This is a genomic window from Pedobacter sp. Bi126, assembly GCF_918698245.1.
Classification (GTDB): Bacteria; Bacteroidota; Bacteroidia; order Sphingobacteriales; family Sphingobacteriaceae; genus Pedobacter.
This window is the reverse complement of sequence record NZ_CAKKMS010000002.1, coordinates 697,944-713,881: the sequence shown is the minus strand read 5'-3', so window position 1 is coordinate 713,881 and position 15,938 is coordinate 697,944. Positions and strand designations below refer to the sequence as shown.

The following is a 15,938-nucleotide window of genomic DNA, read 5'->3' as shown; positions in this document are numbered from 1 at the left end:
TTGGATATTGGGTATAAAAGAGAGTGGGCAATTGGTATGACAAATCTTTAGTTAATTGTTAATGTCTTAATTTTTGTATATAATTTATTGTGTTAGTCGAATCTCTCTCTTCTATATGGCCAACTCTCTTAAGGTCATCAATTAGCTTTATGGAGAAGCAAAAAGCCTCTGGAGCAAGACCTACAACGCAAGTTGCAGGTCTTCTTTGTTTTATACTCGATGAAAAGTCCACCCTGATTTGAGAATGGAAGCCGGTATAAGGAGGATTGATAATGGTATCAGTGGAGGATATTTAGCCCTATCCTTTCTTAAATGCTTGTTTTATGATAGCTAATCTTTTTGTTTTTTTGGTTCGTAACCAAGCGTTCGCCACAAGGTTTTGACAGTTTGAACAAACTAAAATTGACATTTTCAGCAAAACTAGGTTTAGCGTTATCAAATAACTTTGCTTCCTAAGTATGACAGAAAATATGAAAGCAGTTGTTTTAAAAGAGTTTGGTGCGGCAGAAAACCTTTACGTGGAAGAGGTTCCTCTACCTTCAATCGGAGATAATGAAGTAATGGTGCAAGTTAAGGCGTTTAGTGTTAATCCTGTGGAAGCACATGTTCATGAGGTAAAAGATTGGTGGAGTCTGGTAAGTTTGAATACGCCAGCGGCCCCTTACATTATATTGGGCTGGGATATCGCTGGTGTCATTACCGAAGTTGGACAAAATGTTGTCAATTTTAAAAAGGGGGACGAAGTTTTTGGAATGATCAATTTCCTTGGATTGGGCGCTGGGTATGCAGAATATGTGAGTGCCCCTGAAGTAGACCTTGCAATGAAACCTTCAAACATAAGTTTTGAAGAGGCTGCTGGCGCAACAATGGCTGCACAAACAGCCTATGTTTCACTTGTAGGTTATGGCAAGATCAAAAAAGGTGATAAAATTGTCGTTACAGGGGCATCGGGCGGTGTTGGACACTATGCGGTGCAGATCGCTAAGTATTTTGGGGCATATGTGATAGGGGTTGCATCAGAGGCAAATAGAGAATTTGTACTCGGGTTGGGTGCCGATGAGTTTGTAGATTATTCAACGCAAAATTTTGAGGAATTGGTGAAAGATGCAGATATGGTACATGATGCAGTGTGGAAAAATGACGAATCGCATATAGCCCGTTCATTGTTAGCAATAAAGCCAGGGGGAACACTTTTGAGTGTGATGGTATATCCAAGTGCTGAATTTATTGAAAATGCCAAAAAAGAGAAAGATGTGACCGTTACCAGGATGAATGTCACCGATACGAAGGACCATGTCGGGGACATAGAGGCCATCAGGTCACTATTGGAATCTGGAGCGATAAAATCCTACATCTCACAAACATTCACTATCGAAGATACTTACAAGGCGCACCAGCAGATAGAAACGCATTCCACTAAGGGCAAGATAGTAATCAAGCTATAGTTTTACCGTGTAGATGGACTGTGCCTTTTCCATTCCTAAGCCTGTTTTTTCCTAATTTTTAACTGCGCTTTTGGACTTAGAATAAGATTTTTACGATACCATAATTATAATAAATGACTATCCATCATAAAAGACGCAAAGCGCTCATCATAATTTCTTCAGCAAGAATATTGCCCCTTGCCGAGCCAAAAAGTCATATCGGACTATCGACCGGATTTTTCCTCATCGAATTGGCAAGGGTATTACAAACTTTTGCCGATACCCATGAATTTGTATTTGCTACCCCGGACGGTATGGCCCCACAGTTGGACATCAATGGGCTGTCACTAAGTCTCCATGCGATGGATAAAATGGGCGCTGAGATGGGAAGTATGATGGTCGATCAGCTATTCAATTTTAATGCTGATAACTTTCGCAAGAAAAGGACGAAACTGGTGGCAAGAAGAGATGGAGAATTGAGCACTGCTTATAAGTATCTGGGCAAAATCCCGATCTCCGACTTGTTGCCTAACACAGACAAAGAGGTAAAGGTTCTTTATCCAGAACTTTTGAAAAGCATGGGTAAGTTACTGGAAAACAAGTTCTTTTCTATCAATCAACTATTGGAAAAAGATCGTGATCCAGAAAATACCTTAAAACTGAAAGACTTTGACTTTGTCCATTTGCCCGGTGGGCATGGACCTATGGTAGACTTTTATGAGAATCCTTATCTGGGGGAACTTCTTAATATCCTCCGCGAAAACGGAGCTTTAATTTCATTGATCTGCCATGCGCCGGTGGCATTGACATCAACAAAATACAGGGTTTCAGTTAATGGAAAGATATCTACTACGGTTAACCATAATTTCAAAGGTGCCAAAATAACCGTATCTTCGAAGCTCGCTGAAATGATTGCAGTGAGAATGGCTTATCCAAAAATACCCGGTAGGAAAACCAGGTTGGAATTTATTGTTGAAGACGCACTCAGAAATGGAGACTACCAAGTTGAAACCAAATTTAATCCACTTGCAATCCAGGTAGTGTACGATCCAAAGTTCAAGTTGTTGACTGGAAATGGTCCGCAGGCAATGGATGCACAAGCAAAGAAACTCCAAGAAATATTATCGGAAGCCAGATAGGCATTGTACGGAACTATTAACATAATCCATATTTTCTAGGTTATATGAATTGATTAGCAATGGCGAAACGAAACTACAGCAGATTTACCGACCTTGTATGGACCGTTACGGAAGAAGGCATTTTCAAAGATGATCTCAGCTTTGAGTTTCACTCCTTTGTACTGATCATTTCTGGTGAGATGAAGGTCATACAGGCAGAGCGTACTTATATCTTCGGAGCGGATAGCATGCTGCTTTTTCCAAGAAACCAGATTTCGACAGTGATCAAACAACCAATGAACAACCTGCCCTACCAAGCTGTAGTTTTTGGTCTTACCGTCGATAAACTGAAAGCATTCTATGCCAATGAAAGACCCAACCTGACGGCGCCTCCCGATAGTTCGGTAAGGATCTTGAATAAACAGCCATTACTGGAGAGTTTCTTTGCTTCGGTAATTCCATATCTTAACCTTGAACAGCCTCTTCCGGAAAAAATTGCCGAGCTCAAGCTATATGAGGCAATATCTATCCTTAGATCTATCGAGCCAGATATCGATAGTGTGCTGTCCGATTTCTCGGAACCGGGAAAGATCAATCTGGTTGATTTTATGGAGAAACATTTTAAGTTCAATATGCCACTTGAAAAATTTGCTTACCTAACCGGACGTAGTCTTTCCACTTTTATCAGAGATTTTAAAAAGGCCTTCAAGATTACACCCCAGCGTTGGCTGACCATAAAGCGTTTGGAACTGGCGCATTTTCAACTGTCGAAGAAAGAGAAGAAGGCAACAGAAATTTATCTGGAAACGGGTTTTGAGAACCTTTCGCATTTTTCCTTTGCATTTAAGAAACATTTTGGATATCCTCCTTCTGAAATTCTAGGAAAACTTACTTAGCTAATTCGCGAAGGTCAAGTTGTTAAAATCGAAGTGTTAAAACCATAGCTCATTTTACATAGTCTGTAAAATGAGCTTCCGTAAATTATTGAGCTATGTTTTTTTTCCCTTGGAATGCAGCTATTGAATGCATTTCAGCAATAACTATTTATTTTTAAATACATGGTTATAAAGGTTGACTTCCGCACCATTGGCCATTCCTTTCAACATCGCAAAAATCTCGGGTGAGTAATTTCCAAGTAAATCTATTCTCTTTATTTTCCAGTCCACTTTGTATTTGTTCATTATCTGTCCAAAGACTTCGGCATGTTTGAGCAGTGCATGTTCGTCGGCGTATGATTCCAAAAACAAAACATTGTGTGTCTCAGGATCGTAATGACCCTCATGGATAAGTACCCCAGGTCCTTCCGTTGGCACAAAGATTTTTGCTTCGGCCATTAGTTGTTCAAGTTTTTCCCATTCATTGGGATCCAAAGTGGCGGACATCGTAAGCCGCAAAGTTGAATGTTCTGACATTGCAAGTATATTTTAAAAATTCGTTAATTACATCGGGACCGTACTTTCAACAGCCTTAGATATATGGTCAAAGTTAAAGCCCAACTAGGTAAAATGTTTTGTTTAAAATGTCAATTCTTAGTTGTTTAAAATGTCATGGCCTATAAATTAATGTATACCGAAGGAAAAAATGACACTTTCAGCAAAGTTAAATTGACATTTTAAACAAAACAGACATTTGAAATCGGAATTACCTTTGATAAAAATATCATAATAATGAAAGCAATAACATTAAAAGAAATTGGTGGACCTGAAAACCTGGTTCTCTCAGAAGTTCCAGTCCCATCAATCACGGATACAGAAATTTTGGTTCAGGTAAAGGCAGTAAGCATTAATCCTGTTGATGCGTTTGTGCGTAGAAACCAGGCGGCATTAGATATTATCTATGCCCGTAAAGGGGATGAAAAGAATATTATCCTTGGGTGGGACGTGGCAGGGATTGTCGTAGAAACAGGTAAAGAGGTTACAAAATTCAAGGTTGGTGATGAGGTTTTTGGAAACTTCAACTTTATCGGACAGGCAAATGCCTACGCTGAATTTGTGGCTGCGCCTGAATCCGAAATGGTGATCAAGCCAGCTAACGTAAGCTTTGAAGAAGCGGCGGGCGCAACCATGGCAGCCTTGACAGCATGGGCATCTGTGGTAAATTTCGCCAAGGTGAAAAAAGGAGACAAAGTGATTATATATGGTGCCTCTGGTGGCGTTGGACATTATGCAGTACAATTAGCCAAGCATTTCGGTGCATATGTGATTGCTGTTGCTTCTGGTGCTAACAGGGATTTTGTTCTTGGCCTGGGCGCGGACGAATTTTTCGACTACCAAACCCAAGCAGTAGAAGAGATCATAAATGATGCTGATATTGTGCATGATGCGGTCTGGGTTGAAGTTGAGGTAAGCAGTACAGAAGATACCCATTTGGCCAGATCATTGAAAACCCTCAAAGATGGAGGGATATTATCGAGTATCGTGGTCTATCCAGATCAGCATTTTATCGATAAGGCTAAATCGGAAAGGAATATAACGGTTAGCAGGGTAAGTGTAAAGCCAAACCCGAATTATTTGCAAGATATGGAGAATATAGCTCGTTTATTGTCTGCTGGTGAGATTAAAACGCATATCTCTGAATTATTGCCCCTTGGGGAGATGGCAAAAGCGCATGGAATTATCCAGACTAAAAACGCAGTTGGAAAAATCATATTGATTCCTTAGTTTTACAGCAGTGGTATGCTTGATAATATCCCAATAAAAATATCTCGCGGAGGGGCTTTTACTGCTGCAATTCATCAAATTTTATTCGCAAAAGGATGAAATTTACGATGTAATTTGAAACAACCTTAAAGCATTATAAATCTATATCTTATTCTAAAGAATATGCATCAAATCTTGCAATTTTTGATAAGGTCATCAAGTGGATTTCTTGAAAAGTACATTGGATCGTGAGCCAATGCCCTTCACGATATCTTGAAGGGCATTTTTGTTTTATTTCTAATCGTTGCATAGTGCGAATAAAGGACGATTTTAGTTCTATCCCCTTTTAGTACCGATGCTGTGCAAAACCTGTGCAAATCCTAACTTGCTTTACCAGTACATTACTAGCTAACATGTTATAGTTTATAATCTGTGTATGTTGGTGTGCTATTGTCAAATTCAATAGAAATGCAAGTTTTACTAATGTTAAATAACAGAAATACCTGTTAGATAGGAATAAATTCTTGGATACTATGAAACGATATAATAATTGCTAATCTGTGGTAAAGATAATCATTCAGAGATTTGGATATTATACCGATGTATCTTGTAATGAATTGTTGATAGATCTTTCTTTCTTGATTTTCTCCCTGTGTTGCATGCCCCATCTGGTCATTGCCTCAACAAGTTCTTCCAGTGTTTGGCTATAGGGTAAAAGCTCGTACTCGATGGTAACAGGATATCCAGCTGTTACTCTTTTGATGATAAATCCATTGGCTTCCAGATCTTTCAGTTCACTGGAAAGAACCCTGGCCGAAATGCCGGTAACCTGCTTCTGGAGTTCGGTAAACCTACTATTGCCACGGGCCATGGCGATAATGATCATCAGCTTCCATTTTCCACCGATTACATAAAGTGCATCGCTCACCGCAAGCAAAACCTTTGTACATTCTTCGGTAAACCCCTTACCTTCTCCGGGTATCAGTTTCTTTGTTTCAATATCCTCCATACGATAACCTACTAACCTTTAAGTAACCACTAATAAATTGTAAGCAAATATACATTAATTTTGCTGAACAGAAAAACAAATAAAAAAATGAGATTAGTAAATCACCATCATATGAAACTAGATCAAACTATAGATTCATTAATATTGGATATCTTTCCAGTTATGCCTTCATCTGGTTCTTGGCCATTCACGATGACCAGCATAGAACGCAACGAACTAATAGGGCTTAAAATGGAGAAAACCGTGTTCGCCTCTTCCCAGTTGCTGGTGCTCAAAAGAACAGACTTTAATGGAGGGGATCTTATAGATTACGCGATGAAATCTAAGGAATATCAAACCATACCAGCGCAGCTCAGATTGGAATTCCTGGATAAATACAACAATTTGGCAGAAAATGAGCAGACCCTACAGGATTGGACCGATAGGATTACAAGTATGGCTATCGGACTTGTCATAAAGACCGCATTAAACAAGGGACTGCAACTGGTACCCATTGATACTGACCATTCCATATTGGACAAGCATATGGGCTTCGAAAATAAAGAGCTGGCAACGTTCCAATTATTCGATATCTACAATCTGGATCCATCATTTTTGGCAGCTGATTACTAGCTAACCTAGACATTGCTTTTAATTAAATAACATATAGGATAACATTTCAAATACTTAAATAAAAAATCATGACACTTGAACATTTGACAATCAAAGAAGAATTAAGAAGCCTTATAGACGCGTATGCCTCTTTGGGAGATGAAAAGAAAATTTCGGAACAAATGGAGATATTTACCACTGATGCCATATATCAGGTTTACATGGGCGGAAACCTCGTGGCAAACGTCTCGGGAACGGAAAACCTAGAAAAGGAATTTACCGGACATGCCTCCCTGGTTAAGACCTACTTCACATTAAATGGCCAACACACGGTAAATATCGATGGTGACACCGCAACAGGTATTTCATTTACCCAGATTAAAATGGTAAGGGAAGCTGAAGGAAAGGATAACATTACCGATTACAGTGTAAGATATGATGACAAATATGTGTTTCAAAATGGCAAATGGCTGATAAAGAAACGTACTGGCCATTTCATAATCGTGGAGGCAAGACCATTCAATAACTAAATGCGTTAAAAAACATGAAAATAAAAAAAATCATCACGATTTCACTCACAACCCTGGTAGTGATAATGGTCTTCACAAGCGGACTAATGAAGGCGCTCCATTTGCCCTGGTCGGTGGAAGGACTGGTTAAATTCAACCTGCCCAACTCGGCAACCGTATTGGGTCTGATGGAGATGGCATTTGTAGTACTATTCGCTTTCAACAGATCAATGCGCATCGGTTTTATATTGTTATGCTGCTATTTTGCAGGAGCCATGGCAACAGAGTTGTCTCATGACGGTTCCATGCTAAACCCAGGAATTCCATTGGCACTGGTTTGGATTACAGCCTTTTTGCGTGACCCTGCCCTATTCCTTGGCACACCAAATACAGAGGTAGCTTAATTCATAATGGATACGGCACGAAATAACAGATCAACAATAGGCAGTGAATAGTTTGCTAATATGAGTGAGGTCGTTAGTTGTGGAGATTTTGTTTTGTAAAAACATGAACCAATTTAGATCAACTTAGTTTCTCTCTGAGGGTTCCTTTATCTAACCAATTATATAGCGGGGTGTATCTTGTTCACCATATCCTTAATGGGCTAACTAACTTATTATTATTGATATTGTTTTTAAATAAATTTTAACAATAAAATAATCAGTATATTGCATTAAATAACAAATTGTTCTTTCAAAACTAGTCAATTCATATCAAAATAACTGGTGCCCAATTTGGTGCCCACATTGAAACGATGATGATATAATTTTCACAACTTGCTCATTTAGTACCGTTTGGATTAATAAGTCATTATCCCAGCGGGATCACAGAAAACCTCACAGAAATGTGAGGTTTTTTTGTTTTAGTCCTAATGGGATTCGGACAGAAGCGCCGGCATGGGTTCGATTTATAAAAGGTTCAGGGCCGAGTTTGGGATTTTGCGGGGCTGAGCCAATCCCAGCGGGATTACAGAAATACAAAACCATCTTTATTTAACGTAAAGATGGTTTTTTGTTTTTTAAGGTACTTACAATGTTGCTTAAAAACTAATTAAACGAAGATTTTAGATTCGATGTCGGTAAGGCCAACCTGATGGGGATAATAATTTTCGCATTCATAGCCATAATCAATGTTAAAAGTTGTTAATCTAATAAAACCCATGATCAGGGACTGGATTTTATGATTACTTTAGTTTTACTATAAACCTAAATCAATTCATCCATGAAGAAACCGCTCTTAACCCTGTTTTGTTTAATCTCTATTTTAACAGCAAATGCTCAAGGAATTCCGCAAAGACAAAAAGTTTCCAACCTTGAAACTTTTACCAAACTTTGTGGGTATGTTAGATATTTCCACCCTTCTGATGAAGCAGCTAGCCTCAACTGGGAAAAATTTATTTACTATGGAAGTAAAGAAGTGGAGAATGCAGGTAACCAAAAAGAGCTCACCGAAAAACTTAAAGGCTTATTCAATCCTATTGCACCTTCAGTGCAGATTGTTCAGGATAACTATACGAAGGCGTTTGATGTAAAGTCAATCACCCCTTCAAACAAAGTAGGCATGAAAGAAATTACCTGGCAACATTATGGCTTAGGTAATAATGGTGGCTTGTATAAAAGTGCGAGAACGAATCGAAAAATCAAGATTAAAGATCCAAATGGGGCTGAATTCGGAGGAGCAACTAGTAATATTAATGTCGAAGCCTATAGAGGGAAAAAATTTAGGTTAAAAGGTTGGATGAGGACTGATTTAACAAATGGCCAAGGCCAGTTTTGGGTCAGGGTTGATCGTGAAGGAAAGAATTATGGCTTCTTCAATAATATGGATGACAGGCCTATAAAATCCAAGGAATGGAAAGCATACGAAATAACCGGAACAATTGATATTGATGCTAGTAACTTGTTTTTTGGTGCTTTTCTACTTGGTGAAGGAAAAATTTGGATTGATAACTTTATACTGGAAATAGAAGACAACGGTATTTGGAAGAAAATACCTTTACAAAACAGCTCTTTTGAACAAGCCGATACCCTTGGATGGTATACAAAGTCTGCAGGCTATAACTATGTTAACGTAAAGGATGCTAATGTTGACGGGCAACAAGCATTGCTTATCTCTGACAATTCCACTGATCAGTTGGTCAAATGTATTTTTGATGAAAACCCTGAATTTGGCGCATACTTTTCAAAAGACATAGGTAACGGACTTAAATGCATTATTCCCCAGGTGCTCTTAGGTAGTGATCAAGAAACATATCCTGCAGCTAATCCCACTCAGTTAAAAGCACTGCAAAAAAGAATAGGCGAGACAACTCCCGAGTTATTTAATGCAAGCGATGTATATGTGCGATTAACTTCGATAAATATTGCTTGGAATGTATTCCAACACTTTTTCCCTTATAAAGAGGAGATTAAACTGGAGTGGGAAAAAGAACTTACTTTAGCGCTAAATGCAGCTTATCAAGCTAAAACTAGTCAAGAATTTGGGAAGGTATTGCGGGTAATGACAGAGAAATTAAAGGATGGACACGTAAGCGTATCTTTCGGAGAGCAAAACTATTTCTCTATTCAGGCAGATATTGCCTACGTTGAGGGTAAGCTGTTAATTAGCAAAGTCGACTCGCTTCCCTTAAAAGTGGGCGATATCATCACCTCAATCAATGGCATACCAGCTCTTGAGCATTTTAGTAGTATTAAAAGCGAAATTTCAGGATCAGATCAGTGGAAAAACAGTAATGCAACCAGGCAATTTCTAGAAGGTTACAAAGACACGGAATTGCTATTAAAGGTAACTCGTGATGGGAAGGAACAAGAATTCCGTTTTACTCGAACTGACTATAGAAAAACACCCGAACAACCTAAGATTAAAAAGCTAGAGGACGGTGTATATTACATCAATATTGGAAACACCGAGATGAAGGATATTACTGCTATGATGCCCGAAATCAATACTGCCAAAGCTATTATTTGTGACTTAAGAGGTTATCCACGAGGTAATCACGATTTAATCTCCCATCTATTAACTAAAGAGGACAACGATAAATGGATGTTTGTGCCTAAAATTATCGCTCCAGACTATGAAAATGTTAGTTACACAGGCTTGGGTTGGGAAATGAAACCTAAAACCCCGCATATCTCGGCCAAAGTAATCTTCCTCACCGGAGGCGGCGCAATAAGTTACGCCGAAAGCTACATGGGTTTCATCAAACACTATAAACTGGCCACTATTGTAGGCCAACCCACAGCAGGTGCCAATGGTAATGTAAACCCTTTTACCTTGCCAGGAAACTATAGCATACGATTTACAGGGATGAAGGTAAAACTGCATGATGGAGGACAAATGTTTAGTCTTGGTATACAACCAGATGTGTTCGTAAACCAAACCATCTCTGGAGTAAGTGCAGGTAGAGATGAGTACCTCGAAAAGGCATTAGAGATACTTAAATAAATCTTGTTTATCCAGTCAACATATTGATTTAAATAATTTTACCCTAGTAGTGAAATCACAAAAAACGCTGCTAGTAAATTCTCATTGTCCCCCTTCTAATTTACCCGCCAATTAATTATACGTTTTAAATCTGACAAAAAGTGGTTCGAGAATATGTCAGTGAAGTTCACAGAAAACCTCACAGAAATGTGAGGTTTTTTTGTTTTATTCCCGTTGGGATTCGAACAGAAGCACCGGCCGGGGTTCGATTTGTAAAAGACTCAGGGCAATGTTCGGGATTTTGTGGGGCTGAGCCAATCCCGGCGGGATGAGAAGTTTATCCCGATGCCTTTACTCAAAGCAGTGCTTTGGAGACAGAGCATCTCGAACAGCTGATTTCGTTGTTTATTTTTTCCGGTTGTAATGCAGTTGTACCAATCCTGTTTCAAATGCTTTTACTGCGATAAATTCAAGTACTTGTTCAGGTCTTCCCTCTTTAAAAAGCTGTGTCCCACTGCCTAATAAAACAGGTATAACCGAAATTATAAGCTCATCTATCAATTCGTACTTCAATAGTTCATTTATCACTTCTGCACCACCGTCACAATAAATGTTTTTTCCTTTTTCAGACTTTAGTCGTTCGACTAATTGGGCTATTTCTCCTGTATAGAATATTGTTCTGCCAACTTGAGGTCTTTCAGTTGTTGTTATGACATAAACATCTCGTTGTCCGTTATCGTAATGAGATGGTCCGATTTCTTTAAGTACATAATCATAGGTCTTTCTGCCAACAATTAATGTGTCAATTGTGTTTGTAAATTCTGCATAACCATAGTCTTCGCCTTCCTTTTCAACGAGTTTTAAGAAACTAAGGTCGTCATTAGGTTTTGCAATGTAGCCGTCTAAACTTGTTGCAATGAAAAGTGATATTTTTCGCATTTTTTTTGAATTTAAATGTTTCTACAAAATTACTTTTCGATAACCATTTGTACTTTGTAAAAATGCGACAAATTAAAGTAGTGAAGGTGAAAGTCCAGTTTTTTGTTTAATTTCATTGCTAAGGTGAGCGTGATCATAATAACCACATTCAAATGCAATATCTAATAAGCTCCGGTTTTGATTTGAATTTTTGATTAAATTTAAAGCATTCTGAAAACGAATAATATTTGAATATTCTTTTGGTGATAGTCCAATCAACTTTTTAAAATTTCGCTCCAACTGTCTTATCGTAGTAAAATTTCGTTTTGATATCTCGGAAATGCTCATTTGCCCGTTTGTTGAGTGTATATCGATTATAACTGATTGTAGCGGATTGTTTTTACTTTTCATTCTCTCTAAAAAGAAATGGTCAAAATAATTGAATGGATTGACAAATGTTCTATCAACATTAAATGAATTGGATTTTTCAAATTCAACAGTGTCATTAATCAACTCATTTTGTGAATCATATTTATAGAAATTTGCAAAAGTTGCAGGTTTTAGGCACGCACCTATTAAATGTGTATCGGTTTCAATAAAGCTGTCTTTATATGAAGTCATTGCACCAACTACGTAAGTTTTCCCAAACTCTATTAAAACTGAGCCGTTATCAGTCAAACAAGTGTCTCCCAAATTCATTATTATACCAGCACAGCCATCCGGAAAAACTCGTTCCAACTGTCTTTCTTGCTCGTTTCCTTTAAGTTCCCAATAAAAATGAATAAAAGGCTCTAATTCTTTGCAAGGTTTTACTTTGTTGTAATTCATTGGCTTCTGCAGTGTCGTTTGTTACAATGATCGCTAACTTTCTTATACCAGCCATAAACAATCCCCAATGAAGCATAAGTTTGTATTGGAGCCATAGATTGCTGGCTTTATATTGCTAATATATGAAAAAAATTATCAGGCTTATTTATTGATTTTAAATGGTTTATCGAACTTGTGAACTGTATGGTTTGGGAACTGTTTGATATTTATCAAGCACCCCAATTGCCGTGCATCCTACTCAAAATTCGATTGCTGTGCTGACACTGTAAAACTTGCCAGCGTGATAAATAAACCAACCATTTTCTTCATGCTCGATTACGTTATTATCTTGGCTGACGATTACCTATTTAAACAGTACCTGGTTCATGATCAGTATTCCGATAAGTCCGATAACCGATACCAGCGTTTCCATCAGCGACCAGGACAAAAATGTTTGTTTTATAGATAATCCTAAATACTCTTTGAATAGCCAGAAAGAGGAGTCATTTACGTGAGAACAAAATAGGCTCCCTGATCCAACCGCGAGCACCATTAAATTTGGATCGGCACCATGAGGCCCAACAAGCGGATAAACGATACCAGCAGCGGTGAGGCCAGCTATGGTAGCCGAACCCAGGCAAAGCCTTAGCACGGCCGTTATTAACCAGGCCAATAATAAAGGTGGCAGGGTTAATCCTTTCAATATTGCGGCAAGGCTGTTGCTCACCCCTGTTTCTACAAATACCTGTTTCAAAATACCTGCGCTACCGATGATTAAAAGGATCATCGCTATATCTTTTGTCGCATCAACAAAAATTACCATAATGTCAATCAGCTTTTTACCTGACCTGATCCCAAGTGTAAATGTTGCAATACAAATGGTTAATATCATGGCGATTGTTGGATCACCGATAAAGCTGGCGAGATTTACGACAGCCATATTATCGCTACATATCCTGGTTATCAACGTGGTACCAAAAATTATAAGTACAGGTAACAATGCAGAAATCACACTATTTGTTATCCCTGGCAATTCATTATCGGGCAGTTCATCGGCTTGCAGGGTAACTGTTGGGCTAGATTGCATATTTATTAATATTCTTGCGAAAAGAGGACCTGCAATAATTATAGCGGGTATGGCCACGATTAAACCATAAATAAAGGTTTTAACCAAATCTGCATGAAATTGAGTAACTAAAGCCATGGGCGATGGATGAGGTGGCAAAAAACCATGCATTACGGACAGCGATGCAAGCATAGGCAAGCCTACATATACCAGAGGTAACTTATAGTTGTAGGCTACCGAAAAAATAATTGGAATAAGCAATACAAACCCAACATTATAAAATAATGGAATGCCCACTATAAAGCCTGTTAAAGACATGGCCCAGGTGACGTATTTAGCGCCGAATGTCTTTTTTAATACCGTGGCTATTTTTTGAGCGGCACCACTGGAAGCGACGAGTTTTCCGAGCATGGCGCCCAAAACGATGATAATTGCCAGTGATCCCAATGTATCTCCTAATCCTTTATTAATAGTTTGCGGAATACTGGCGACAGGCATACCTAACAATAAGGCTGCCCCTACAGATACGATTAAAAATGCAAGAAAGGTATTAACCTTCGCCCATGCAATTAATAATACAAGTAAAACTATGCAGCCAAAAAGAATCAGTACATCCATGTTCCTACTTTAATGAGAGTCTCTGGTTACTGTTGAACCTGAACCGCCTACTAAAAAGTCCAGATCAGCACCTTTATCTGCCTGCTGAACATGGTTGACATATAAGTTTACATAACCACGTGTTGCAGCAGGAATTGACGGTACCCAATTGCTTCGCCTCAGGGCTAACACTTCATCACTCACTTCAAGGTGGATACGTTTATTGGCTACATCCAACTCAATCATGTCGCCGTTTTCTACCAGCGCTAAATTTCCACCAATAGCAGACTCTGGCGATACATGCAGTATAACTGTACCATATGCCGTACCGCTCATCCTGCCATCCGATATCCTTACCATATCTGTTACGCCTTTGTCAAGTAGCTTTTTCGGCAAAGTCATGTTACCTACCTCAGGCATACCCGGATAGCCGACCGGACCAACCGTTTTCAAGACCATTACACAAGTTTCATCGATATCCAAATCGGGATCATCTACTCTCGCATGGTAATCTTCAATGTCTTCAAACACTACTGCCCTACCTCGGTGCTGCATCAAACTGGGCGTAGCTGCCGATGGCTTTATAACCGCTCCGTTAACTGCAAGATTACCTTTTAGTACCGTAATTCCGGCTTCCTGAATAATTGGCTGCTCAAATTCATAGATAACTTCCTTATTGTAATTTATTCCTGTAACAGCAATGTTTTCGGCATGCGTTTTCCCGCTTACCGTTAGGGTATCCATTTTTAAAACAGATTGCATTTGTTTTAAAACAGCGGGTACACCACCAGCATAGTAAAAATCCTCCATCAAAAATTTCCCTGAAGGCATAAGATTTACCAGAAGCGGCATTTTACTGCCAATATCATCAAAATCGTCTAAGTTTAGCGCTACACCCATACGCCCTGCAATAGCGGTAAGGTGAATAATAAAGTTTGAGGAACCTCCTACTGCAGCATTTACCTTAATTGCATTTTCAAAAGCATTGCGTGTTAGTATTTTAGAAATTTTCAGGTCTTCTTTAACCATTTCAACTATTCTCCTTCCGGATAGCTGAGCAAGCCTTTTCCGCCGGGAATCAACGGCAGGTATAGCTGCACCGCCGGAAAGGCTCATGCCCAACGCTTCTACCATGCAAGCCATAGTAGAAGCCGTTCCCATTGTCATACAGTGGCCCGGACTACGGGACATGCAACTTTCTACTTCTGCATATTCATCATAAGTAATTTCGCCTTTCTTTAATTCCTCTGTCAGCTTCCATACACTTGTTCCTGAGCCGATGTCGTGTCCGTGATATTTTCCGTTTAACATTGGTCCGCCAGGAACCACAATGGTTGGCAGATCTACACTTGCCGCTCCCATTAGCGTAGAAGGCGTAGTTTTATCGCAGCCCGTAAGTAGTACTACACCATCAATAGGGTTGCCTCTTATCGATTCCTCTGCATCCATACTGGCGAGATTACGGAACAACATGGCGGTAGGTTTCATGAGCGTTTCACCTAATGACATGATGGGAAATTCCAGCGGAAAGCCGCCAGCCTCCAATACCCCGCGACGAACACTTTCGGCAATATCGCGCAGGTGGGCATTGCAGGGTGTAAGTTCAGACCACGTATTACAAATGCCTATTACCGGTCTGCCGTCAAACATGTCTTCGGGCATGCCCTGGTTTTTCATCCAACTGCGATAGATGAGGCCCATTTTATCTTTTTTCCCAAACCAGGTCGAACTTCTATATGATTTCATATCTAGAATATACTATGTTGCTATATTTTTACTTCCTTATTTAGATTTTCGCCGGTTAACCTGTTTATCGAAAAATCGTCTCGCTTGCTTC

Annotated in this window: 14 protein-coding genes; 8 read left to right on the top strand and 6 right to left on the bottom strand. The window is 39.1% G+C overall.

Going from position 1 to position 15,938, the window contains the following annotated elements; translation table 11 throughout:
* The first annotated feature begins 470 nt into the window (after window positions 1-470).
* The 3 genes from LQ201_RS08090 to LQ201_RS08080 all read left to right on the top strand — a co-directional run bounded on the left by LQ201_RS08090 (window position 471) and on the right by LQ201_RS08080 (window position 3,438).
* Window positions 471-1,445 (top strand): NADP-dependent oxidoreductase, encoded by a 975-nt coding sequence (locus LQ201_RS08090; RefSeq protein WP_230141087.1) that lies wholly within the window; start codon window positions 471-473, stop codon window positions 1,443-1,445.
* A 113-nt stretch (window positions 1,446-1,558) separates the two neighbouring features.
* On the top strand, window positions 1,559-2,563 hold the full coding sequence (locus LQ201_RS08085; RefSeq protein WP_230141085.1) for a hypothetical protein: 1,005 nt from the start codon (window positions 1,559-1,561) through the stop codon (window positions 2,561-2,563).
* A gap of 59 nt (window positions 2,564-2,622) precedes the next feature.
* Window positions 2,623-3,438, top strand: a complete 816-nt coding sequence (locus tag LQ201_RS08080; RefSeq protein ID WP_230141084.1) for an AraC family transcriptional regulator — start codon at window positions 2,623-2,625, stop codon at window positions 3,436-3,438.
* Between the two features lie 144 nt (window positions 3,439-3,582).
* Here LQ201_RS08080 and LQ201_RS08075 read toward each other — a convergent pair whose 3' ends face one another.
* Window positions 3,583-3,954 carry a hypothetical protein gene (locus LQ201_RS08075; protein ID WP_230141082.1) on the bottom strand — a complete coding sequence of 124 codons (372 nt, stop codon included), beginning with the start codon at window positions 3,952-3,954 and terminating at the stop codon, window positions 3,583-3,585.
* A 255-nt stretch (window positions 3,955-4,209) separates the two neighbouring features.
* Between LQ201_RS08075 and LQ201_RS08070 the strand changes: the two genes are divergently transcribed.
* A complete protein-coding gene (locus tag LQ201_RS08070; RefSeq protein WP_230141080.1) occupies window positions 4,210-5,202 on the top strand; it encodes an NADP-dependent oxidoreductase in 993 nt (330 codons plus the stop codon).
* 571 nt (window positions 5,203-5,773) lie between these two features.
* On the opposite strand, the gene LQ201_RS08065 is transcribed toward LQ201_RS08070, so the two are convergent.
* Window positions 5,774-6,190, bottom strand: coding sequence for a helix-turn-helix domain-containing protein (locus LQ201_RS08065; protein WP_230141077.1), 417 nt, complete (start codon window positions 6,188-6,190; stop codon window positions 5,774-5,776).
* A 111-nt stretch (window positions 6,191-6,301) separates the two neighbouring features.
* Between LQ201_RS08065 and LQ201_RS08060 the strand changes: the two genes are divergently transcribed.
* The 4 genes from LQ201_RS08060 to LQ201_RS08045 all read left to right on the top strand — a co-directional run bounded on the left by LQ201_RS08060 (window position 6,302) and on the right by LQ201_RS08045 (window position 10,734).
* Window positions 6,302-6,802, top strand: a complete 501-nt coding sequence (locus LQ201_RS08060) for a hypothetical protein (protein ID WP_230146625.1) — start codon at window positions 6,302-6,304, stop codon at window positions 6,800-6,802.
* 68 nt (window positions 6,803-6,870) lie between these two features.
* Window positions 6,871-7,311: a nuclear transport factor 2 family protein gene (locus LQ201_RS08055; RefSeq protein WP_230141074.1), complete on the top strand. Its 441-nt coding sequence runs from the start codon at window positions 6,871-6,873 to the stop codon at window positions 7,309-7,311.
* Window positions 7,312-7,325: 14 nt separating this feature from the next.
* Window positions 7,326-7,694 carry a DoxX family protein gene (locus tag LQ201_RS08050; RefSeq protein WP_230141072.1) on the top strand — a complete coding sequence of 123 codons (369 nt, stop codon included), beginning with the start codon at window positions 7,326-7,328 and terminating at the stop codon, window positions 7,692-7,694.
* An 817-nt stretch (window positions 7,695-8,511) separates the two neighbouring features.
* Window positions 8,512-10,734, top strand: coding sequence for a S41 family peptidase (locus LQ201_RS08045; RefSeq protein WP_230141062.1), 2,223 nt, complete (start codon window positions 8,512-8,514; stop codon window positions 10,732-10,734).
* Between the two features lie 384 nt (window positions 10,735-11,118).
* On the opposite strand, the gene LQ201_RS08040 is transcribed toward LQ201_RS08045, so the two are convergent.
* From LQ201_RS08040 to LQ201_RS08025, 4 genes are all read right to left on the bottom strand, one after another.
* The gene (locus LQ201_RS08040; RefSeq protein ID WP_230141060.1) at window positions 11,119-11,652 is read right to left on the bottom strand and encodes a dihydrofolate reductase family protein; all 534 of its coding nucleotides are present in this window, start codon (window positions 11,650-11,652) and stop codon (window positions 11,119-11,121) included.
* 72 nt (window positions 11,653-11,724) lie between these two features.
* Complete coding sequence (locus tag LQ201_RS08035) at window positions 11,725-12,459, bottom strand: helix-turn-helix transcriptional regulator (protein ID WP_230141059.1); 735 nt, start codon at window positions 12,457-12,459, stop codon at window positions 11,725-11,727.
* A gap of 343 nt (window positions 12,460-12,802) precedes the next feature.
* Window positions 12,803-14,122 (bottom strand): gluconate:H+ symporter, encoded by a 1,320-nt coding sequence (locus LQ201_RS08030; RefSeq protein ID WP_230141057.1) that lies wholly within the window; start codon window positions 14,120-14,122, stop codon window positions 12,803-12,805.
* Between the two features lie 9 nt (window positions 14,123-14,131).
* Complete coding sequence (locus LQ201_RS08025) at window positions 14,132-15,847, bottom strand: IlvD/Edd family dehydratase (RefSeq protein ID WP_230141055.1); 1,716 nt, start codon at window positions 15,845-15,847, stop codon at window positions 14,132-14,134.
* Window positions 15,848-15,938 lie beyond the last annotated feature (91 nt).

What these genes read in the sequence shown, in the direction of transcription:
- LQ201_RS08035 (WP_230141059.1), bottom strand. Translation starts at nt 12,459, where the DNA reads ATGAATTACAACAAAGTAAAACCTTGCAAAGAATTAGAGCCTTTTATT.
- LQ201_RS08075 (WP_230141082.1), bottom strand. Translation starts at nt 3,954, where the DNA reads ATGTCAGAACATTCAACTTTGCGGCTTACGATGTCCGCCACTTTGGAT.
- LQ201_RS08030 (WP_230141057.1), bottom strand. Translation starts at nt 14,122, where the DNA reads ATGGATGTACTGATTCTTTTTGGCTGCATAGTTTTACTTGTATTATTA.
- LQ201_RS08080 (WP_230141084.1), top strand. Translation starts at nt 2,623, where the DNA reads ATGGCGAAACGAAACTACAGCAGATTTACCGACCTTGTATGGACCGTT.
- LQ201_RS08065 (WP_230141077.1), bottom strand. Translation starts at nt 6,190, where the DNA reads ATGGAGGATATTGAAACAAAGAAACTGATACCCGGAGAAGGTAAGGGG.
- LQ201_RS08085 (WP_230141085.1), top strand. Translation starts at nt 1,559, where the DNA reads ATGACTATCCATCATAAAAGACGCAAAGCGCTCATCATAATTTCTTCA.
- LQ201_RS08025 (WP_230141055.1), bottom strand. Translation starts at nt 15,847, where the DNA reads ATGAAATCATATAGAAGTTCGACCTGGTTTGGGAAAAAAGATAAAATG.
- LQ201_RS08070 (WP_230141080.1), top strand. Translation starts at nt 4,210, where the DNA reads ATGAAAGCAATAACATTAAAAGAAATTGGTGGACCTGAAAACCTGGTT.
- LQ201_RS08040 (WP_230141060.1), bottom strand. Translation starts at nt 11,652, where the DNA reads ATGCGAAAAATATCACTTTTCATTGCAACAAGTTTAGACGGCTACATT.
- LQ201_RS08090 (WP_230141087.1), top strand. Translation starts at nt 471, where the DNA reads ATGAAAGCAGTTGTTTTAAAAGAGTTTGGTGCGGCAGAAAACCTTTAC.
- LQ201_RS08060 (WP_230146625.1), top strand. Translation starts at nt 6,302, where the DNA reads ATGAAACTAGATCAAACTATAGATTCATTAATATTGGATATCTTTCCA.
- LQ201_RS08055 (WP_230141074.1), top strand. Translation starts at nt 6,871, where the DNA reads ATGACACTTGAACATTTGACAATCAAAGAAGAATTAAGAAGCCTTATA.
- LQ201_RS08050 (WP_230141072.1), top strand. Translation starts at nt 7,326, where the DNA reads ATGAAAATAAAAAAAATCATCACGATTTCACTCACAACCCTGGTAGTG.
- LQ201_RS08045 (WP_230141062.1), top strand. Translation starts at nt 8,512, where the DNA reads ATGAAGAAACCGCTCTTAACCCTGTTTTGTTTAATCTCTATTTTAACA.